Genomic DNA, 20,963 nt, shown 5'->3' with positions numbered 1-20,963 from the left:
TAGAACTCCTGGTGATCACCGGGGCGAAAATTACCAACATTTTCGTTCCAGCGCTATAGGCTGTAACGCTTGAGTTAGAGCGGTTTTGTAGGACAATCCGACCAGGTTCGCGTCTTTTGCGCGATCTTGAAAAAGTGGCGGATCAGCAGGCGAGTTCGTTCAGGGGGCAAACGCAGGTTTGCCAGGCGCAGGTGAAATCTCTCAAGCGGCCTTGGGGCTGGAATGTTTGACGCCAGATTCTTGCCATTCCCAGCAGGTCGTCTGCTTCAGGGAGTGGGGTGTTCTGTTCTTCTATCAGCAGCCAGGCGATGGCGGTGGCGTAGCGCAGGTTGACGGTCAGTTCCAGGTGCGGCCCGCTCAAAAAAGCATGCTGGCTGGCCAGGCCGCGAACCAGGCTCGCGCGCTCGGGGTCCAGTGCCAGGTAATGGTCCCAGAGTGCCTGGTGACGAAGCTCGGCAATCCGGTAGAGCCCGTGTCCACGGCGGTCATGCAGGGCTGAGCCCAGGGCGGACTGACTGGCGGCGATGCCCAGCAGAAGGGATTCGGCGGTCCGGCTGTGGCGCCCGAGATAGATCAGTGTCGGGCGGATCACATAACGGCATAGTTCGCTGGCGGCGATACCCATAAGGCCCTCGAAACACGAAGTGGGCGGCGATACCTGAAGGGGGCTTGGCAGCTGTGAATCGACTCAGGCTCGCCGGAAGCGGATCAAGCCGCTTGAGTTGAAGTGTAGTGTCATATTCGAGCTGTAAAGGACTGTATTTAAAATATTTTCGGCTGCGAGTTATAACCGTTATATCGGTTCGTACTTAGGGTCGTTTCAGCGCAAAGAGAAATATCGGGCAATAAAAAGCCCTGCTTGTTGGGCAGGGCTTTTGAGGTTTTCAGCCTTTCTGGCGTCTCAGGCAACCAGTGCCTGACGGGTACGCTCGATCACGGCCTGCAGCGGCTCTGCGCTGGAGTATTGATCGGGGTACAGGCGTTCGCTGTGACGGGCGATGCCGTGTTCGTTGACCAGGGTGAAGCTGAAGCAGCCTTTGCGAGCGGCCATGATCAGGCAGTTCATTGGTGCAAAAGCGTTGGTTAGGGTGCGAATGGCATCCTGAGTGTGGATTTGAGTCGACATAGTTATTAGATGTTCCTGCAAATGACACGGATAAGAACCGTGCAACGTTAAAACGTTCCAGTAACGTCGACCACCATTGGTCGAACGAAGAACCCGACTGGAACAAAGCAGCCAGTTTGAAGCGCTTTGATTTTTGCGCGCTTGGGCCGGCAGGTAGGTACTTAGGAGGGCAGGCAACACATCAAGGGCAAAGGTTCTGGGCCCGGGGTGAAGATCCTGATCAATATGCAGGTTGGTTCGGTCAGAGTAAGTGAGCTTCGCAACACCCTTTGCATTCGATTCAAAGGCAGTGTTGACGCAAGGTTTACCTGGAAACCATCGAGGTGGTCGATCCCGCGTTGTCGGTAGAGGCTTCTCTTTAGGGAAGGCTGACCGTGGAGATTTGTTCGACCAGAATTGACTTTCAGCTTGGTACTAACGCCGCGGATACTAACGGTTTGAATTTGAGAAAGGAAGTGTGTTAGGCAAAAAAGATTCGTGATGTCGTAAAAAAACGGCCTGGGCTATGCGCCGATGAAAGGTGGCGAGCCCCTAAGACCGAGGGCTTCACGGAGGCTGAAGGTGCCTGCTTGCCGTTGGTCGGCCGGTCATGGCTTCACGACCATGGAAGTGCGAAGGGGGCTCGATCTGGGTATGCCCCACCTTGAGGCCCGCATTTTCCATCAGTGTGCGAAAAATGTGCACCGATATAACCACCTCAACAGGACTTGTGCACATTAGTTGCGCGGATCGTCACCGCACTGTCATCTGGCCCTCAGCGGCAGTGGGTGCCTGTACTGAAAATTTAAGTCAATGAAAAACATCGGTTTTTTTTACTGGTGAAAAAATCGTCAGTTTGACTGCGGGCCCCATTCCACAGGGCTTGTGGCGAGTTCAGGGGCGGTTGTCCACTGAGTTATCCACAGCTTCTGTGGATTGTCCCGAGCGCTTGCTCTAGCACGGGCGTGCCGGGTTTTTTTCGCCTTTACCCGTACGAAAAAAGGAGTAGAGTGGCGCGCCTTCTGATCTGCCTCACAGTGCTTTATGAAGTTTCGCTCAGCATCAACCTCTGCTACCGCTGCACCCACTGGTGTTACCCCACCCAAACGATTCTCCCTGCGTGTCGCCGAGTGGCTGCTCGACAGCCCGACCCTGGGCGATAACCACAACGTCAAGCATTTTGCCGGGCGCTTGCTCAAGCAGCCTGCGCGTGAAGGTGTGGTGGCTGCGCAAAGTCGCTTGGGCCAGTTGATGTGCCGCGAGTGCGGCAATGCACGGGACCGTCGGATCGGCCAGGACCTGCTGCGCCAGGCCGCTCGAGCGGGCGACCGGCGCGCCCAGCAGGAACTCGGTCGGATCGAAGACTGAGCTGTCCAAGCTTGCACGGCTTGGTTAACCTTCAAGCTTTATCTCATCGGCAGGAGTCGCCATGGCTATGGACTTGACCAGTGTGCTGCTCGGTCTGGCAGGCGCGGCGTTGCCACTGTTGGCACTGGCCTGGCAACTGCAGCGGCGCATGAGCGCCAGCCAGGCTGACCTGGCCCTGCTTGAAGAGCGCCTGAGCACGGCCCAACTGGCGCAGGACGGCCTCAATGCGCAACTCGATGCCTGCCGCGATGAGATCAGTGATCTGGGGCAGGCCAACGCGGCCAAACAGGCCGATCTGGCGGCGGTGAATCGTGAAGTCGAGTTGTTGCAGATCGAGCGCGACAACGCCCGCGATGCGGCCCACGCCTGGAATCTGGAGCGCAGCAGCAAAGAGGCCGAGTTGCGTCAGCTGGACGCCCAGACTGCCTCGCTCAACGCCGAGCTGCGCGAACAGCAGGACAGTCATCAGCAGCGCCTCAGTGACTTGCAAGGTTCGCGAGACGAGCTGCGGGCACAGTTCGCCGAGCTGGCCGGGAAGATCTTCGATGAGCGCGAACAGCGGTTTGCCGAAACCAGTCAGCAGCGCCTCGGGCAATTGCTCGACCCGTTGAAAGAACGTATTCAGTCCTTCGAAAAACGTGTGGAAGAAAGCTATCAGGCCGAAGCCCGCGAGCGTTTCTCCCTGGCCAAGGAGCTGGAGCGCTTGCAGCAGTTGAACCTGCGTTTGAGCGACGAAGCGACCAACCTGACTCGCGCACTCAAGGGCCAGAAAACCCAGGGCAACTGGGGCGAGTTGATCCTTGAGCGTGTTCTTGAGCATGCCGGCCTGGAGAAGGGGCGCGAGTACCAGACTCAGGTCAACCTCAAGGGGCCGGATGGCGAGCGTTTCCAGCCCGACGTCATCATCTATCTGCCCGGCGACAAGCAGGTGGTGGTCGACTCCAAGGTCAGCCTCACCGCCTATCAACAGTATGTCGCGGCCGACGACGAACAGATCGGCCAAGCGGCCCTCAAGCAACACGTGCTGTCCCTGCGCAATCACGTCAAAGGCCTGGCCGGTAAGGACTACAAACGCCTGGACGGCTTGCACAGCCTCGATTTTGTCTTGCTGTTCGTTCCGATCGAAGCGGCGTTTTCCGCCGCGTTGCAGGGTGAGCCGACGCTGTTTCAGGAAGCGTTCGACCGCAATATCGTGATCGTCAGCCCGACCACTTTGCTGGCGACGTTGCGGGTGATCGACAGCCTGTGGAAGCAGGAGCGCCAGAGCCAGAATGCCCGGGAAATCGCCGAGCGTGCCGGGTGGTTATACGACAAGTTCGTGTTGTTCATTCAGGATCTGGATGAGGTCGGCAATCGCTTGCAGCAACTGGACAAGGCCTACAGTGCTGCCCGTAACAAACTGACAGAAGGACGCGGCAACCTGGTCAGCCGCAGCGAGCAACTCAAGCTGCTCGGTGCCCGTGCGAGCAAGAGCCTGCCCGCGGACCTGCTGGAGCGGGCGATGACGGATGCCGACGGCTTGGCTGAGTTGCCTGAATAGCGGCTTTTGTGGCCGACCTCCAGGCCGTATTCACAACGGCAAATGCCGACTCAACAACGCTCGCAATGCTGCTGGTTTAACCGGTTTCGGCAGGTAATCGAGGCCCGCCGCATGCACTTGGGCAACCATCTCCGGCCGGCCATCAGCACTGATCACAACGCCCGGCACCGGTTCGCCCAGTTGCGTGCGCAGCCAGGCCATGAGTTCGGTCCCGGTTTCACCGTCGTCGAGGTGATAATCCACCAGCGCCAAATGCGGGCGCACGCCGTCGCCCAGCAGCGCCGCGCATTCCTCGCGGTTGCGCGCTGTCCAGACTTGACAGCCCCAGCGCGTGAGCAGGCTGTTCATGCCGATCAGAATGCTGTCTTCGTTGTCGATGCACAGTACCTGGGCACCGTTCGGCAATGCGCCGTTCAACTCGGCCGCCTGCTTGGGCGCGCTGGTTTGCGCGCGCGCCAGAGGCACGCAGACACTGAACACGCTGCCCCGGCCCGGCCACGAACGCACTTGCAGCCGATGGCCGAGCACCCGGCAGAGCCCGTCGGCAATCGCCAGGCCCAGTCCCAAACCTTTTTCGGCGCGGGTCTGGTGGCTGTCGAGGCGCTTGAACTCTTCGAAAATCACCTGGCGCTTGTCTTCCGGAATCCCCGGTCCGCGATCCCAGACTTCCAGGCACAACTGATCGTCCTGGCGCCGGACACCCAGCAGCACCGGGCCTTTGGCGTAGCGGAAGGCGTTGGTCAAAAAGTTTTGCAGCACGCGGCGCAGCAGCTTGATGTCGCTGTCGACCCGCAACCGGCTACCGCGCAGGCGAAATTTCAGGCCCTGCTCCTGCGCCAGTGCCTTGAACTCCGCGCCGAGAATGTCGAACAGTTCGTTCAGCACGAACGGTTTGCGGTCCGGGTTGATCTTGCCGTTTTCCAGGCGTGAGATATCCAGCAAGTCGCTGATCAGGTCTTCGGCCGAGCGCAGCGAACTGTCCAGGTGCTGCACCAGTTTCTGGGCTTCGGCGCAAAAGCTGTCGTCCTGGTGGGAGAGGGCGGCCGAGAACAGTCGTGCGGCGTTCAAGGGCTGCATCAGGTCATGGCTGACCGCCGCCAGAAAGCGGGTTTTCGACTGGTTGGCCGACTCGGCGGTGCCCTTGGCTTCGGTCAGCGCGACGTTCAGTTGCGACAGTTCATGGGTGCGCTCGGTGACCCGTCGCTCCAGCCCTTCGTTGGCCTCGGTCAGCGCTTGCTCGGCTTCGCGGAACGCGGTGATGTCGGTGAAACTCATGACGAAACCGCCGCCCGGCATCGGGTTGCCGATCAGTTCGATCACCCGGCCATTGGGGAACAACCGTTCAGAGGTATGCGCGCGGCCCTGACGCATCCAGTGCAAGCGCCGGGCGACATGCACTTGCGCCTCGCCGGGGCCGCACAGGCCACGCTCGGCGTTGTAGCGAATGATGTCGGCAATCGGCCGGCCGACGCTGATCAGCCCGTCCGGGTAGTTGAACAGCTCCAGATAGCGCCGGTTCCAGGCCACCAGTTTCAGCGACTGGTCGACCACGCTGATGCCTTGGGTGATGTTTTCAATCGCGCCTTGCAGCAGGGCTCGGTTGAATTGCAGCACTTCCGACGCTTCGTCGGCGATCCGTACCACGTCCTCAAGCTGCATTTCCCGGCCTTCGATGGCGGCTTTCACCACGGCGCGGGTTGACGAGGCGCCCAGCACACCGGCGAGCAGGCGTTCGGTGTGGGCGATCCATTCGCCGTCGGCGTTCTGGTTGGGATTGAAGCCTTTACCCTGGCGATAAGCGAAGCGGATAAAGCTCTGGCGTGCCCGTTCTTCACCGACAAACCGTGCCGCCAATTGCAGCAAGTCGTCGATTTGCACCGCCAGCATTGAGCGGGCGCTCGGTCGGGCGCTGATTTCCTGGCCAATGAATCGCCCGGCCTGCCAGTGCTCCGAGACCCGCGTACGCGACAGCACCGAGACCCAGGCGAACAGCGTGAAGTTGCCGGCCAGCGACAGCACTACGCCTTGGGTCAGCGGGGTGATCGGCAGGTTCAGCGGGTTGCTGTGCAACCATGCCAGCCCCGGAAAACTGCTGAGGGGCCAGCCGAGGCTATGGGCGGCAATCGGCAGAATCAAGGTGTAAAACCACAGGAAGGTCCCGGCGGCGAGGCCGGCAAACACGCCACGGCGGTTGGCCTGTTTCCAGTACAGCGCGCCGAGCATGGCGGGTGCCAGTTGGGTCACGGCGGCGAAGGCGATCTGGCCGATGGTCGCCAGGCTGGCGGTTGAGCCGAGCAGGCGATAGGCGACATAGGCCAGCAGCAGAATCACCACGATGCTCACGCGGCGCACCGAAAGCATCCAGTAGCGGAACACTTCGAACGGCCGCTCGGCGTTTTTGCGCCGCAGCAGCCAGGGCAGCAGCATGTCGTTGGAGACCATGGTCGACAACGCCACGCTGGCCACGATCACCATGCCGGTGGCGGCCGACGCGCCGCCGATGAACGCCAGCAGCGCCAGTGCCGGGTGGGCCTGTGCCAGCGGCAGGCTGATCACGAACGAGTCTGGCAGCACGGAGCTGGGCAGCAGCATTTGCCCGGCGAGGGCAATCGGCACCACGAACAGCGCAGCCAGGGCCAGATAGGCCGGAAACACCCATTTGGCCAGGCGCAGGTCCTGGGGTTCGATGTTCTCCACCACGGTCACATGGAACTGCCGGGGCAGGCAGATGATCGCCATCATCGCCACGCCGGTCTGCACCACCATCGATGGCCAGTTGATGGTTTCTTTCCAGTATTGCTCCAGGCGCGGCGCGAGCATGGCCTGATCGAACAAGTCGTCGAACCCGTCGTACAGGCCATAAGTGACGAACGCACCGACCGCGAGGAACGCGAACAGCTTGACCAGCGACTCGAATGCAATCGCCAGCACCATGCCCCGGTGGTGTTCGGTGGCGTCGAGGTTGCGGGTACCGAAGACAATGGTGAACAACGCCAGAATCAGCGACACGATCAGCGCCGTGTCCTGGGCGCGGGTGCCCATGGCGTCGGCGCCCGCGCCGATCAGCAGGTTGACGCCGAGCACGATGCCCTTGAGCTGCAAGGCGATGTAAGGCAGCACGCCGACCAGGCAGATCAGCGCCACCACCACGGCCAGGGATTGGGATTTGCCGTAGCGGGCGGCGATGAAGTCGGCAATCGAGGTGATGTTCTCCTGCTTGCTGATCATCACCATTTTTTGCAGGACCCACGGTGCGCACACCAGCAACAGGATCGGCCCCAGGTAAATCGGCAGGAACGACCAAAGCTGTTCGGCGGCCTGGCCCACGGCGCCAAAAAAGGTCCAACTGGTGCAATAGACGGCCAGCGACAGGCTATAGACCCACGCACGCATGCGCGGCGGCAACGGGGTGCTGCGACGGTCGCCGTAGAAGGCGATGGCGAACATGATGGCCATATAGGCCAGGGCGACGGCGGCGATCAGCCCGCTGGAAAGCGACATGGAAACTCCAGACAAAAGACACCCGGACCTGCGACCGGCCTGACAGTCTCGCACGATGCCCGGGGTTCGTCAGTGTCGACCAAGGTCGTGGGGTGGCGGGGTGTCGCAGGCTATGGGAATTGCTCATTGATGGCATAGAGTCTGTTACTTACCATGACGGCGCCAGCGGTGCCCGGTAGGCCCCGACCTGAATAATTAAAGGAACTCGGAATGAACCCGCTCGGACGCTCGATAAGTGATTTTGGAGAGTTGAGTATTGCGGAGAAGTGTTTGCTGACGGGGTGCAGGAGTGGAGGGGCCGCCAACGTCAGTGAGGAGCTGCCAGCGTCGGCAACTGACGCAGACACCGTTAGAGCAGAGTTCATCCGGTTTTTGCTGTTGGAAGACTCTTCAAGAGTCCTTGGCTATGGACGGGGGCTCCACCTGCGAGGAGCATTTATCCAAGGCACTCTCGATTTATCACAGGCAATTATCAAGTCTGCATTGCTGTTCGAAAGTTGTCGGTTTGAGAGCCCACTCAAGTTTTGGGAGTCACGATTTGAGCATTCTGTTGCTTTTAAAGACTGTGCACTGACCTCGTTTTTTGGCCAGTCAATGGTCGTTGACGGAAACCTGGCATTTATTCGTGTGCGTACTCAAGGAGTCATCAATATTGGGGCTGCACGTATTTCGGACCAACTGAATTGTGAGGGTACGAAGCTCGAAGGCGAAGGTAAGGCAGCCCTTTTGGCAGAGGCTGTCGAAGTAAGAGCCGGTATTTTTTTGACTCGCGGGTTTTCGGCAATTGGGCTGGTGAGCTTCGCGTCTGCAACGGTTGGGGGAAACTTTAATTGTGCAAACAGCCGTTTTACGGTTGAAGAGGGTGTTGCTCTGACCCTTGATAGCGCTGTCATTAATGGCTCGGTGTTTCTTCGAATGGGGTTTTGCGCTGTTGGCACCGTAAATTTGTTAGGTGTGAAAATTCTCAATCAGTTGAGTTGCTTGGGAGCTCAGTTCAGCCATGTTGGAAAAGACCCTGCATTAACGCTTGAACGAGGATTTGTCCGTAACAATGTGCTTTTGAATAAGGGGTTCAAAGTCATTGGACGCCTGAACTTGTTGGGGCTGGAAGTCGACGGCAATGTTGAGCTCGACGGCGCTAGCGTCGAGGAAATCATGGCCGCTGAAATGCATGTCAAGGGCACGCTGTATTTGCGAAACTTTGAGGTGCCCCCCAAGGCTATTTCACTTGTCGGAGCCAAGGTGTCAATCCTCAATGATGACGCCAAGTCCTGGGGAGAGCATCCAGTCCTCAATGGTTTTGTTTACGACTTCATTGATGTTTACAAGTCCATGGCCGTTGGGGAACGGATGGACTGGTTGAAAAAACAAAAGGCTAGCTTCAAGCGAGACGAGGCAGAGCCCGAATCCTCGGCGCAATCCTTTCGGCCACAACCCTGGCGGCATCTGCAGCGGGTATTGGAGAACATGGGCCGTACTGAGGAAGCGCGTGAAATCGGTATTGAGTACGAAAACTGTCTGCGCGAGTACGGCTTGATTGGCCAGACACCAGAAAATTGGAAGCCTTGGCGCCGCTTTTTTTACTCCAAGGGCTCGAGGTTTCTGCACGCCGCGTATGGCCACCTGACCGGGTTCGGCTACCGACCGATGTTATTACTGCAATGGTTCCTGCTGGTTTGGGTTTTTTGCACTGCTATCTACTGGACGGCGGCCAGTTTCGGCGGCGTCTTTGCGCCGAGCAATCCATTGGTGTTTCAGAATGAAGCCTATGAAACCTGCCGTCCCGACCGGGAGCAAGTGTGGCTGGCCAAGCGTCATGATCGACGGCCAGCGGAGCTGCCTGTCGAGTACCGGGAGGAGGGTAATTGGTATCTATGCGAGGCCTTGCGTGAGGAATACACCGGCTTCAGTCCTATCGCGTTTTCTCTGGATTTACTGTTACCGCTGGTCGACTTGCACCAAGAGAACGATTGGGCGCCGCTGATCGAGACCCCGAAAGCCAACCTTTTGGATAAGTTAAAGGCCGTCGTCAGCGTCAAGCGAATCGTACGGTTTGTCATGTGGTGCGAAATTCTTGCAGGATGGGGGTTCAGTCTATTGTTTGTGGCCATTGTTTCCGGTCTGGCGCGTCGCAAGGAGTAGTATCCGGCAGATGTTTTGATCCACGGCCCATGGCAGAAATCATGGGCCAATCCATGGGGTTTTTCATGCGCATCATCCGCAGTAAAAGCTTCACCGGCGAGCGCGCCTGGGCAGCGCTGGATATCGCCAACATGAACGGCATCACCACCCGGTTGCACTGGACCGATCAGCCCTACAAATGGCACACCAACGATGGCCAGGAAGTGTTCGTGGTGCTCGATGGCCAAGTGCAGATGCGCTACCGGGAAAACGGTGTCGAGCACGCGGCTATGCTTGAGGTGGGCGACATCTTTTACGCGCAGGTCGGCACTGAGCATGTGGCTCATCCTCAAGGCGCGGCGCGGGTGCTGGTGATCGAAAGCGAAGGCAGCGTTTGATCGGTATATCTATAAAGTAGATAACAGATAGAGATATTACCCGTTATATAGATATTCGATTCAGTTCTACCATAGGCGCTACCTCACCAGAGGAGAGGAGTTCGCCATGTCATGCCCCAACAGCGTCAAACCCGGCCTTCGGCCATTGAGCCATTTGCAGCACCCCCGTGAAGTCGTCCGCCAGTTCACCCCCAACTGGTTTGCCGCCACCATGGGCACCGGGGTGCTGGCCCTGGCGCTCGCCCAACTGCCGGTGTCGATTCCCGGCCTGCATGCCTTCGCCGAAGGTTTGTGGATGTTCAATATCTTCCTGTTTCTGCTGTTCAGCTCGCTGTATGCGGCGCGCTGGGCGTTTTTCTTTGATGAGGCGCGGCGGATTTTCGGTCACTCCACGGTGTCGATGTTCTTCGGCACGATTCCCATGGGGCTGGCGACCATCATCAATGGCTTTTTGCTGTTTGGCCTGCCGCGCTGGGGTGAGGGCGTGGTGCACGTGGCCGAGGTGCTCTGGTGGCTGGATGTCGCCCTGTCGCTGGCCTGCGGCGTGTTGATTCCCTACCTGATGTTCACCCGCCAGGAACACAGCATCGACCAGATGACCGCCGTTTGGCTGTTGCCGGTGGTGGCGGCGGAAGTTGCCGCGGCCAGTGGTGGTTTGCTGGCGCCGCACCTGACCGACGCGCATGCCCAACTGGTGGTGCTGACAACCAGTTACGTACTCTGGGCGTTCTCGCTACCGGTGGCCTTCAGCATCCTGACCATCCTCCTGTTGCGCATGGCCCTGCATAAACTGCCTCACGAAAACATGGCCGCGTCGAGTTGGTTGGCGTTGGGGCCGATTGGCACCGGGGCGTTGGGCATGTTGCTGCTGGGCAGTGACGCGCCGGCGATCTTCGCAGCCAATGGCTTGCCGGGTGTTGGCGAAATCGCCGCTGGCCTGGGGTTGGTGGCCGGGATCACCCTGTGGGGTTTTGGCTTGTGGTGGATGTTGATGGCCGTGCTGATCACCTTGCGTTATCTGCGCGCCGGGATCCCGTTCAACCTCGGCTGGTGGGGCTTTACCTTCCCGCTGGGTGTGTATTCCCTGGCGACGCTGAAGCTCGCCAGTACCTTGAACCTGACGTTTTTCAGTATTTTTGGCAGCGTGTTGGTGGTGGCGCTGGCGCTGATGTGGCTGCTTGTGTCCGTGCGTACGGTGCAGGGCGCCTGGCGCGGTGAGTTGTTTGTTTCGCCGTGCATCGCAGGATTAAAGAAATAATCGGCAAAGATTAGGTAAGCTTTTGTCCCTGGATGGTCTTTCGACATTTCAATAACAACCTCCAGGCCACTCAGGGACATGGACGATGAGTCACCCTTCGCAATTCACCTTGCTTCGCACACGGCGTTTCCTGCCGTTTTTTGTCACGCAGTCCCTCGGGGCGTTCAACGACAACCTCTTCAAGCAGTCGCTGATCCTCGCCATCCTCTACAAGCTGGCCATCGAGGGCGACCGTTCGATTTGGGTCAATCTGTGCTCGATGTTGTTCATCCTGCCGTTCTTTCTGTTCTCGGCGCTGGCCGGGCAGTTTGGCGAGAAGTTCGCCAAGGATTCGTTGATCCGCCTGATCAAGCTGTGTGAAATCGCCATTATGGCGGTGGGCGCTGTCGGGTTTGTCTTCGATCACCTGTCGCTGATGCTGGTGACGCTGTTCGCCATGGGCACCCACTCGGCGCTGTTCGGCCCGGTCAAGTATTCGATCCTGCCCCAGACCTTGCACGAAGACGAGTTGGTCGGCGGCAACGGTCTGGTGGAGATGGGCACGTTCCTGGCGATTCTCGCGGGGACCATTGGCGCCGGGGTCATGATGTCCTCGACGCATTACGCGCCCATTGTCTCGGTGGCGATCGTGGCGGTGGCCGTGCTCGGTTACCTGGCCAGTCGCAGCATTCCCCGCGCTGCCGCCTCGACTCCTGAACTGCGGTTGAACTGGAACATCTTCACCCAGTCCTGGGCCACCTTGCAGTTGGGGCTCAAGCAAACGCCTGCGGTGTCGCGCTCGATTGTCGGTAACTCGTGGTTCTGGTTCATGGGCGGCATCTACCTGACGCAGATTCCGGCCTACGCCAAAGACTGGATGCACGGTGACGAAACCGTGGTGACGCTGATCCTCACGGTGTTTTCGGTGGGCATCGCCCTGGGTTCGATGCTGTGCGAAAAGCTCTCCGGGCGTAAGGTCGAGATCGGTCTGGTGCCGTTCGGCTCTTTCGGCCTGACGGTGTTCGGGCTGCTGCTGTGGTGGCATTCGGGGGCGGTGCCGCAAAACGTCCTGGCGAACGACTGGCTGGTGGTGCTCGGTTACCACGAAGCCTGGTGGGTGCTGATCGATATTCTCGGGCTGGGGATCTTCGGTGGTTTCTACATCGTGCCGTTGTATGCGCTGATCCAGTCGCGCACGCCCGTGCATGAGCGCGCCCGGGTGATTGCGGCGAACAACATTCTCAATGCGTTGTTCATGGTGATCTCGGCAGTGTTCTCCATTGTGCTGCTGAGCGTTGCCAAGCTGTCGATCCCGCAGCTGTTCCTGGTGATCTCGCTGCTGAACATTGGCGTCAACGCCTACATCTTCAAAATCGTTCCTGAATTCAGCATGCGTTTCATGATCTGGCTGCTCAGCCATTCCATGTACCGCGTGCAGCACCGCAACCTGGAGGCGATCCCGGACGAAGGTGCCGCGTTGCTGGTCTGCAACCATGTGTCGTTTGTGGATGCGCTGTTGATTGGCGGTGCGGTGCGTCGGCCGATTCGCTTTGTGATGTATTACAAAATCTACAACCTGCCGGTGCTCAACTTCATCTTCCGCACGGCCGGGACGATTCCGATTGCCGGGCGCCAGGAGGACATTCAGATTTATGAAAAAGCCTTCAAGCGTATCGCCCAGTACCTGAAGGACGGTGAGCTGGTGTGCATTTTCCCTGAGGGCAAGTTGACCGCCGACGGTGAGATCAATGAATTCAAGGGCGGGCTGACGCGGATTCTCGAAGAAACCCCGGTGCCGGTGATTCCGTTGGCGTTGCAGGGGTTGTGGGGGAGCTTCTTCAGTCGCGACCCGAACAAGGGCCTGTTCCATCGGCTGTGGTCGCGGGTGACCTTGGTCGCTGGCGCGGCGGTGCCGGTCGAGGCGGCTCAGCCGGCGCAGTTGCAAGCGTTGGTAGGCGAGTTGCGCGGGACCGTCAGATAGTCGGTGAGTATGCGGGCCTCTTCGCCGGATCAAGCCCGCCCCCACAGGGAACCACGGTCACATGTGGGAGCGAGCTTGCTCGCGAAGACGGTATAGGCCTAAGTGCTGACCTTAAGCCCGATCAACCCGGCAATGATCAGCGCAACGCTGGCCAGCCGGAACAGCGCCATGGACTCGCCAAACAGGATGATCCCGGCGATGACCGTGCCGACCGCGCCGACACCGGTCCAGATCGCGTAGGCTGTGCCCAGCGGCAGTTCCTTCATCGCCAGGCCCAGCAAGCCGAGGCTGATGGCCATGGCAATGATGGTCAGGGCGGTGGGGAGAGGGCGGCTGAAACCGTCGGTGTATTTCAGGCCGACAGCCCAGCCCACTTCAAACAGGCCGGCGAAAAACAGAATGATCCAGGACATGAAAAACCTCCATCGATTGACGGGGCCGTCCCCTGATTGATAACTCGATCGAGCCGCGAGGTCGTCCCCGCGTTGGCTCGTAGAGTGCCCATTATCAATTCGCGGATCAAGTTTTCGCTCATGCAGTAAAAGAACGTCGAGAGCGACGCCCCCGAAATAGTGTGCCAAACGCTGAACAGCGCGCTCGGTGCAGCCACAAAACAACTGTGGGAGCAAGCCTGCTCCCACAGTAGATGTCACCTTTAGATACCTTGCGGTATCTCTTCCCCGCCCAGTGCTTCAACCAGCGCCGGGAGGAACTCGCCGAAGGTCAGCATCATCAGGGTGAAGCTGGCGTCGAGTTGGCCCAAGGCTTCGTCGCCACCGTCCTGTTCCGCCTGATCCTGCAACAGGTCTTCGAACTTCAGGCGTTTGACGGTCATCTTGTCGTCGAGCATGAACGACAACTTGTCCTGCCAGGCCAGCGACAACTGAGTGACGACTTTGCCGGTGCTCAGGTGCAACTGGATTTCTTCGCTGGTCAGGTCCTGGCGCTTGCAGCGCACGATGCCGCCGTCTTCGTGGGTGTCGCGCAGCTCGCACTCGTCCAGTACAAAGAAGTCGTCCGCAGCTTTCTGGGTGGTGACCCATTCAGTCATGGTCGCGGTCGGGGCCATTTTTACGGTCAGTGGGCGTACCGGCAACGAACCGACCACTTCACGCAGGGTGGAGAGCAGGTCTTCGGCGCGTTTCGGGCTGGCCGAGTTCACCAGAATCAGGCCCTGTTTTGGCGCGATGGCGGCGAAGGTGGCCGAGCGGCGGATAAAGGCACGCGGCAGGAACGCCTGGATGATTTCATCCTTGAGCTGATCACGCTCCTTCTTGTAGACCTTGCGCATTTGCTCGGCTTCGATCTCTTCGACCTTTTCCTTGAGCGCGTCACGCACAACGCTGCCCGGCAGAATGCGTTCTTCTTTACGGGCAGCGATCAGCAGGAAGTCCTGGCTGATGTGCACCAGCGGAGCGTCTTCGCCTTTGCCGAACGGCGCGACGAAACCGTAGGTGGTCAACTCCTGGCTTGCACAGGCACGCGCCGGTTTGGTCGCCAGTGCGGTTTCCAACGCCTCAGCATCAAAAGGCAGATCTTGGGTCAGGCGATAGATAAGCAGGTTTTTGAACCACATGGGGTGAGTCTCTCCTTTATACAAAGGAGCGCATTATTCTCCGCGAAGCGTCATAGGCCAACCCTCAGCTAAGCCTTTGGAAGGCTTGTAAAAATTATTTAAAAAAGTGCTTGCCAGAGGTGGGGTCGCTCCGTAGAATGCGCGCCACACCGAAGCGAAGGGTGATTAGCTCAGCTGGGAGAGCGTCTGCCTTACAAGCAGAATGTCGGCGGTTCGATCCCGTCATCACCCACCATTCGTTTCAAGTGTTACGCGCAGCGGTAGTTCAGTCGGTTAGAATACCGGCCTGTCACGCCGGGGGTCGCGGGTTCGAGTCCCGTCCGCTGCGCCATATTCGGTAACCTGGAACGCTGAACGCCAGGTCACCACGGAAAGCCCGCTAACGCGGGCTTTTTGCTGTAAAGAGTTCCATGCGAAGTGCACGGTTTCATCGAAATTCAGTTTTTTTAATTATTTTTCAATTAAATCAACACCTTACGAATTTCTGTGGCATAATGCGCCCCGCAACGAAGGTAAAGGGTGATTAGCTCAGCTGGGAGAGCGTCTGCCTTACAAGCAGAATGTCGGCGGTTCGATCCCGTCATCACCCACCATTTACGTTCAACGCTACGCGCAGCGGTAGTTCAGTCGGTTAGAATACCGGCCTGTCACGCCGGGGGTCGCGGGTTCGAGTCCCGTCCGCTGCGCCATATTCGGTAACCTGGAACGCTGAACGCCAGGTCACCACAGAAAGCCCGCTTAATGCGGGCTTTTTGCTGTCCGGGATTTGATAAACCCCCGGTAGCTTTCCCTTCTGTCCGGTTGTCGATAGCCGCCTCTGTATCTCCCGAATCCCTCCCTCCGAGCGCCTCGTCTGCGCAACTGAACCTCTCCTGATTCACGTCAACGACCGCCCAAGCCAATTCCTTTACAACGAAGGTGGGACCTGAGTGGCCCAATTTTCTGCCTGATGAACCTATAAAAACGAAAAGGGACCTGGCCAACGGGACCACCCGGCGCCAGTCCCGAAAAGGGATATTTCAATGGATTTGACTCTGCCGCGGCTGGCCATTCTGGCCTCGTCGTTGTTGTTCGTGCATCAACTCCACGCCAGTGAGCCGACCCCGGCAACGGCTTCTGTCACCCCTGGCAGTTCACTCATCGAGCAGGGCAAGTACGTTGCCCAGCTCGGTGATTGCATCGCGTGCCACACCGCCAAGGGCGGCGCGGTCATGGCCGGGGGGCTGGAGCTGAAAACGCCGATGGGCACCCTGTACTCCAGCAACATCACGCCGGACCCCGACACTGGAATTGGCCGCTACACCTTCGAGCAATTTGATCGTGCGATGCGCGAAGGCGTGAACCCGGCGGGCGACAACCTGTACCCGGCGATGCCTTATCCGTCTTACGCGAACATGAGCGAGACGGACATGCGTGCCCTCTATGCCTATTTGCTGCAAGGGGTGACGCCAGTCAGCCAGGTCAACCTGGAAGCGGACATGAGCTGGCCGTTCAATCAGCGCTGGGGGTTGTGGTTCTGGAACCAGATGTTTGTCGACAGCCAGCCTTTTGTACCGGACCCCGGCAAGGATGACGCGGTGAACCGTGGCGCGTACCTGGTCCAGGGGCTGGGGCATTGCGGCGCCTGCCACACACCGCGTGGCATTGCCTTCCAGGAGAAGGCCATGAGCGACGCCGGTTCCAGCGGCAAGCACTTCCTGGCAGGCGAAACGGTGGAAGAATGGCGCGCCCTCAGCCTGCGTAACCTGTGGACGGTCGAGGACACCGTTCAGTTGCTCAAGACCGGGCAGAATCGTTTTGCCACGGTGTCCGGCAACATGGCGGACGTGATCCATCACAGCACCCAGCATTTCACCGACGGCGATTTGACCGCCATCGCGACTTACCTCAAATCCCTGCCGGCCGGCAAAGACGATCTGCCGATGCCGGTTGAACCGCGAACCCCGACCGAACCTCCGGCAGCGTTGTTCACCAGCCGTGGTGGATTGGGCTACACGCAATTTTGCGCCGACTGCCACCGCCCGGATGGCGGCGGGGTGAACGCAATGTTCCCGCCGCTGGCAGGCAACCCGAGCGTGGCCTCGGCCAACCCGGCCTCGCTGCTGCACATCACCCTCACAGGCTGGAAAACCGCAGAAACAGCAACGCATCCACGGGTCTACACGATGCCGGGTTTTGCCCGGCTCTCGGATCAGGAAATCGCCGAGATCCTGAGTTTCGTGCGCTCCAACTGGGGCAACAGCGGCTCGGCGATCAGCGCTGTCCAGGTCAAACAGATGCGCGCGCAGCTCAACCCGACCACCGATTCCTCAACCTTCGAGACGCCGCGCCTGGCTGACATGCTGGCGGCGCCCAATGCAGACCAGGTGGTTCGCGGCATGCGCCTGCATCTGCAAACCAAAGCGCTGCTGCCGGACAACGTGGGCAACTCGCTGAACTGCACCAGTTGCCACCTCAACGCCGGCACGGTGGCCGATGGTTCGCCGTTTGTCGGGGTGTCTGCGTTCTTCCCCGGTTACGCACCGCGTGCGGGCAAGCAGATCACCTTGCAGGAACGTATCAATGGCTGTTTCAGGCGTTCAATGAATGGCCAGCCGCTGCCCGTGCAATCGACTGACATGCAGGCGATGGTGGCCTATTTCGACTGGATGAAGCTCAACACCAAACCCGAGGACAAAGTTGCCGGGCGGGGTGTCGGCAAAGTCGACACGGCGCTCAAGCCGGACATGGAAAACGGTCAGCGGGTCTACGCCAAGCAGTGCGCGGTATGCCACGGCGCCGAGGGTGAAGGCTTGAAGCGTGCCGACGGGGCGCTGGTGTTCCCGCCGCTCTGGGGGGATGAGTCGTTCAACATTGGCGCGGGCATGGCGCGGGTCTACACCGCTGCGGCCTTCGTCAAACGCAACATGCCGATCGGCTTTCACGAGAAATTCCCGCTGGGGCAGGGTGGGTTGTCCGATCAGGAGGCGGTGGATGTCGCGGACTACTTCTCGCAGCAACCGCGACCGGACTTCCCGGACAAGGTGAAGGATTGGCCAAACGGCGGTAAACCGGTGGATGCGCGTTACTGACGCGATGCGCAAAACCTGGCCCCCGGCGCGTTTACCGCGTCAGGGGCCGGTCTGGCGTTACTGCTCGGCGTTGCGGGTGTGACGGTAATCACTGACGGCGTCGTACACCGCTTTGCGTAACCGGTTGATACCGCCAATCGGTCGATGGTCTTCCAGGCCAAACCACGGATTGAACGACTGGTTATCGCAGTGCAGGTTCTGCGCGGGCGTGTCGAAGTCCTGGGCCGGAACCTTGATGCGTGCCACGGTCTCGAACGGTGCGTCGCTTTCGCGCCACTCGATACTGGTGTCTTCGATGGGCATGTACTGGCTCGGGTCCTGGCGCTGGATCTGCAAGACAAAGCAGGCCGGTACCCGGTCGGTGGACAGTTGCTGATTCAGCGCCGCACGCAGGAAGTTCGGCAGTGCCTGATTTTGCGTTGGCAGCGCGTACGCCGGGCAGCTCTGTGGGTCAGGTGCCACGCGGAACTTGACGTTGGCCTTGCCGAATTTGTAAGGCGAGACGGAAAAGTACGTGGTCTGCGTTGGGCTGGCCGGGGCGGGTGCCAGTGTCGACAGGGCAATGAACAGATGACGAACCTGCCAACTGCGCGGGTCAGCGCTGGGGAAAAACGCCATCACCTTCTTGCCATCGGCTTGCGCGGCCACATTCTGACGGTATTCGGCAACATCGCTGACGAAGAAGTTCGGATGATTGAACATCACGAAATCTTGCTCGCCACGGCCCTGCTGCTCCTTGAGTAACTGGCTGCCTGGTACATCGAGCAACTTGATCGCCATGCCCCGAGCGTCGCGGATGCTGTCGAACTGTGGATAGGCATTGCCGTTGGACAGGCGCAGGATCGCCTGCCAGGTTTTTCCGCTGTCGGCGAACACGCCTTGGCGCAGTTCGGGCGGCAGGTCCGGTAACACCTGAATCTCGGCCTTCACACAGCCATGGGCCTTGGCGTGAGCGTCGCGCAGGTAGCGAGTGTTGTCCCGGTGCTGGTCGACGATGCGCACGGCCGTCTGAATGATGTCCTGAGTCATCGCGGCCTCGCCGTCGGGGATGTGCTCTTCCACCGACACCGGGCCCTGGTGTTGCCAGGCAAACACGGCCGTCGCCACTGCCCAGCCCAACATGCCAACGCCCGCCAGTAACAGCGAGGCCTTAGCGATGAAGGCGCCGATGCGCAGCCAAAGGGTGGTCAACATGCGTGTGTCCTTTTGGTCATGGGGAGGGTCATGGCAGTTGCGCTTCCAGAGGGCCGCCCAACACTTTCAGGTACTCCAGCAGCGCCCAGCGCTCCGTGGGTTTGAGCCATCGGCCGATCACGCCGTTACCCCGTTCGCCCGCGCGGAACTCATGCCCACTGTTGTGGTTGCCGGTGATCCGGGTGTCGAACATAAAACCGTTGGTGAAGGCTTCGGTGCGATAGCCCAGGTGCAGGGGATCGTATTCAAACGTGCCTTTATAGAAGGTGCTGTCGCGTTCATCCTGTGGTGAGAGCAGTTGATAGAGGTTGGGCACCGAGCCGTTGTGCAGAAACGGCGGTGTGGCCCACACGCCCGCCAGCGGCCGGGCCTTATAGGCGCGTAGCTCGCGCACGCCGATGGGCAGGCCGAAACCGTTCAATTCGTCGCGTTCTGCGGTGCTGACATTGGCCTCGCGGTAGGCGCGCTCCTCCACGAACGCCGTGACGTACGCCAGGCCTTTGGCCACCGACATGCTGCTCAGGTCCAGCGGTTCGCGGGGCGTGGGGTGCAGTTTGACGTCCAGTTGCGCAAGCTCGGCCGGGTCCCATTGCAGGGCCGTCAGGTCGAAGCGGTGATCGGCAATGTTGCTGGCGGCGCCCGGGTCGGTGCCGATGACTTCCACCGGCAGCATTTTCAGCGTCTGGAGCGCACGACCGTTTTCCTCGGTCACCTTCGGCACGTGGCAGCCTGCGCAGTTCTCGGCAAACAGGGCCCGGCCCTTGGCGGCGAGTGATTTGTCGACCGTGCCCAGCAGGGTTTCCGGCCAGGTCGGTGGCTTGAGCTGTTTCAGCGTCTGCTCGATCCGGTGCAGGTCGCGTACCCGCACGCTCGACGGGTAGCGTGCCTCGCCCTTGAGTGGCTGCCCGGCGGCGTCAAAGAAGCTCAGCGTGGCACCGACGCCCAGCGCCTCACCGATGTTGCGGGCCATGGGTTGCTGCGCGGAGCCGTTCCACTGCACCCAATCGAAGGTCCACATGTCCCACAGTTGCGGGTAGTCCACCGGGGCGTTGGCCACTCGGTAATTGTCCGGGGAAATGGCATCGCCGAAGCTCGCGTTGGCAATACGGCCGAAGGCGTCGGTGCGGCCGGGGCCTTCTTCGGTGGGGTAGAGACCGCGATGGGTGTCATTCCAGGCCACGCCGAGGAAAGTCTCCAGTGAGGTTTTGAAGTCTTTGCGTAACTGCTCGTGACGGGTTTCGTCGTCCTGGCCCAGCACATTCCGGGCGAAACGTTCGAACTTCCACGGGTTGTAATAGGTGGCGACAAGGCTGGCAACCAGCGCCTGCCCGAAGCTGCCGCCGCGCAAGGTCGGCACGCTGGACGGCAGCACGTGTTGCGCCGAACCCCCGTCGATACGAATCGCCTGGCCGTTGAAGCGCAGCTCGCCGGTGTGGCAGGCGGCGCAGGTAATATCCAGAAACTCTTCTTGGCTGCCGGTATTTTGATGGCGCGCGAACCCCACTGGAAGATTGCCAGGGTTGTTCAGCGAAGGTTTCTGGGCTGGGTCCACCAGGAACCCAAAGCGCGCCAGGTACTCGGGGTTGGCAAAGCGTTGCTGCGAGAAGGGCAGCTCAAGGGCGGTGAACCAGTTGTAACGCAGGCCTTTGACCTGTGTGCCCTGGGGCGTGAAGTAATAGAGCTGACGCTCGGCGGCCGACCATTGATCAAGGTAATGCACCTGCTCGGCCGGGGTATAAACCGGCAGTTTCGGGTTGGCGACGTAGTAAATCACCAAGGCCAACACGGCGAACAACAGCAAAAAAACCAGCAGCAACACACGGTGAAAAAGACGCAAGAGACTATCCTTATAGTTTTTTGTCGTCTTATGC

Annotated in this window: 14 protein-coding genes and 4 tRNA genes; 11 read left to right on the top strand and 7 right to left on the bottom strand. The window is 59.7% G+C overall.

The window, feature by feature from the left end; genetic code table 11:
* Nucleotides 1-142: 142 nt before the first annotated feature.
* Together AABM54_RS18580 and AABM54_RS18575 are read right to left on the bottom strand one after the other, a co-directional pair.
* Nucleotides 143-625, bottom strand: a complete 483-nt coding sequence (locus AABM54_RS18580; protein WP_347901465.1) for a hypothetical protein — start codon at nt 623-625, stop codon at nt 143-145.
* Between the two features lie 276 nt (nt 626-901).
* The gene (locus AABM54_RS18575; RefSeq protein WP_007898912.1) at nt 902-1,126 is read right to left on the bottom strand and encodes a hypothetical protein; all 225 of its coding nucleotides are present in this window, start codon (nt 1,124-1,126) and stop codon (nt 902-904) included.
* Between the two features lie 1,023 nt (nt 1,127-2,149).
* Here AABM54_RS18575 and AABM54_RS18570 point away from each other — a divergent pair.
* Nucleotides 2,150-2,473, top strand: coding sequence for a sel1 repeat family protein (locus tag AABM54_RS18570; protein WP_347901464.1), 324 nt, complete (start codon nt 2,150-2,152; stop codon nt 2,471-2,473).
* Between the two features lie 175 nt (nt 2,474-2,648).
* Nucleotides 2,649-4,013, top strand: coding sequence for a DNA recombination protein RmuC (rmuC, locus tag AABM54_RS18565; protein WP_347906252.1), 1,365 nt, complete (start codon nt 2,649-2,651; stop codon nt 4,011-4,013).
* A 30-nt stretch (nt 4,014-4,043) separates the two neighbouring features.
* Here rmuC and AABM54_RS18560 read toward each other — a convergent pair whose 3' ends face one another.
* The gene (locus AABM54_RS18560) at nt 4,044-7,514 is read right to left on the bottom strand and encodes a NahK/ErcS family hybrid sensor histidine kinase/response regulator (protein ID WP_347901463.1); all 3,471 of its coding nucleotides are present in this window, start codon (nt 7,512-7,514) and stop codon (nt 4,044-4,046) included.
* Between the two features lie 210 nt (nt 7,515-7,724).
* Between AABM54_RS18560 and AABM54_RS18555 the strand changes: the two genes are divergently transcribed.
* From AABM54_RS18555 to AABM54_RS18540, 4 genes are all read left to right on the top strand, one after another.
* On the top strand, nt 7,725-9,656 hold the full coding sequence (locus tag AABM54_RS18555) for a membrane-associated oxidoreductase (RefSeq protein ID WP_347901462.1): 1,932 nt from the start codon (nt 7,725-7,727) through the stop codon (nt 9,654-9,656).
* Nucleotides 9,657-9,721: 65 nt separating this feature from the next.
* Nucleotides 9,722-10,033, top strand: a complete 312-nt coding sequence (locus AABM54_RS18550; protein WP_347906250.1) for a cupin — start codon at nt 9,722-9,724, stop codon at nt 10,031-10,033.
* A 106-nt stretch (nt 10,034-10,139) separates the two neighbouring features.
* Nucleotides 10,140-11,291: a TDT family transporter gene (locus tag AABM54_RS18545; RefSeq protein ID WP_347901461.1), complete on the top strand. Its 1,152-nt coding sequence runs from the start codon at nt 10,140-10,142 to the stop codon at nt 11,289-11,291.
* Nucleotides 11,292-11,376: 85 nt separating this feature from the next.
* On the top strand, nt 11,377-13,251 hold the full coding sequence (locus tag AABM54_RS18540; protein ID WP_347901460.1) for an MFS transporter: 1,875 nt from the start codon (nt 11,377-11,379) through the stop codon (nt 13,249-13,251).
* A gap of 98 nt (nt 13,252-13,349) precedes the next feature.
* Here the strand turns inward: AABM54_RS18540 and sugE are convergent, their stop codons facing one another.
* Complete coding sequence (gene sugE, locus AABM54_RS18535; RefSeq protein ID WP_347901459.1) at nt 13,350-13,664, bottom strand: quaternary ammonium compound efflux SMR transporter SugE; 315 nt, start codon at nt 13,662-13,664, stop codon at nt 13,350-13,352.
* Nucleotides 13,665-13,906: 242 nt separating this feature from the next.
* Nucleotides 13,907-14,827: a recombination-associated protein RdgC gene (rdgC, locus tag AABM54_RS18530; RefSeq protein ID WP_347901458.1), complete on the bottom strand. Its 921-nt coding sequence runs from the start codon at nt 14,825-14,827 to the stop codon at nt 13,907-13,909.
* Nucleotides 14,828-14,986: 159 nt separating this feature from the next.
* Between rdgC and AABM54_RS18525 the strand changes: the two genes are divergently transcribed.
* The 5 genes from AABM54_RS18525 (at nt 14,987) to AABM54_RS18505 (ending at nt 17,898) form a co-directional block, all read left to right on the top strand.
* Nucleotides 14,987-15,062, top strand: a tRNA-Val gene (locus AABM54_RS18525).
* A 19-nt stretch (nt 15,063-15,081) separates the two neighbouring features.
* Nucleotides 15,082-15,158: transfer RNA gene (locus AABM54_RS18520), tRNA-Asp, on the top strand.
* Between the two features lie 186 nt (nt 15,159-15,344).
* Nucleotides 15,345-15,420 (top strand) — tRNA-Val (locus AABM54_RS18515).
* Nucleotides 15,421-15,439: 19 nt separating this feature from the next.
* Nucleotides 15,440-15,516: transfer RNA gene (locus AABM54_RS18510), tRNA-Asp, on the top strand.
* Nucleotides 15,517-15,849: 333 nt separating this feature from the next.
* On the top strand, nt 15,850-17,898 hold the full coding sequence (locus AABM54_RS18505) for a c-type cytochrome (RefSeq protein WP_347901457.1): 2,049 nt from the start codon (nt 15,850-15,852) through the stop codon (nt 17,896-17,898).
* Nucleotides 17,899-17,955: 57 nt separating this feature from the next.
* On the opposite strand, the gene AABM54_RS18500 is transcribed toward AABM54_RS18505, so the two are convergent.
* Nucleotides 17,956-19,092, bottom strand: coding sequence for a catalase family protein (locus AABM54_RS18500; protein ID WP_347901456.1), 1,137 nt, complete (start codon nt 19,090-19,092; stop codon nt 17,956-17,958).
* Between the two features lie 28 nt (nt 19,093-19,120).
* The gene (locus AABM54_RS18495) at nt 19,121-20,929 is read right to left on the bottom strand and encodes a di-heme-cytochrome C peroxidase (RefSeq protein ID WP_347901455.1); all 1,809 of its coding nucleotides are present in this window, start codon (nt 20,927-20,929) and stop codon (nt 19,121-19,123) included.
* Between the last annotated feature and the right edge of the window lie 34 nt (nt 20,930-20,963).

It is taken from the genome of Pseudomonas purpurea (assembly GCF_039908635.1).
GTDB classification, from domain to species: domain Bacteria; phylum Pseudomonadota; class Gammaproteobacteria; order Pseudomonadales; family Pseudomonadaceae; genus Aquipseudomonas; species Aquipseudomonas purpurea.
The sequence above is the reverse complement of the archived record's forward strand: the minus strand, read 5'-3'. Positions and strand labels throughout refer to the sequence as shown.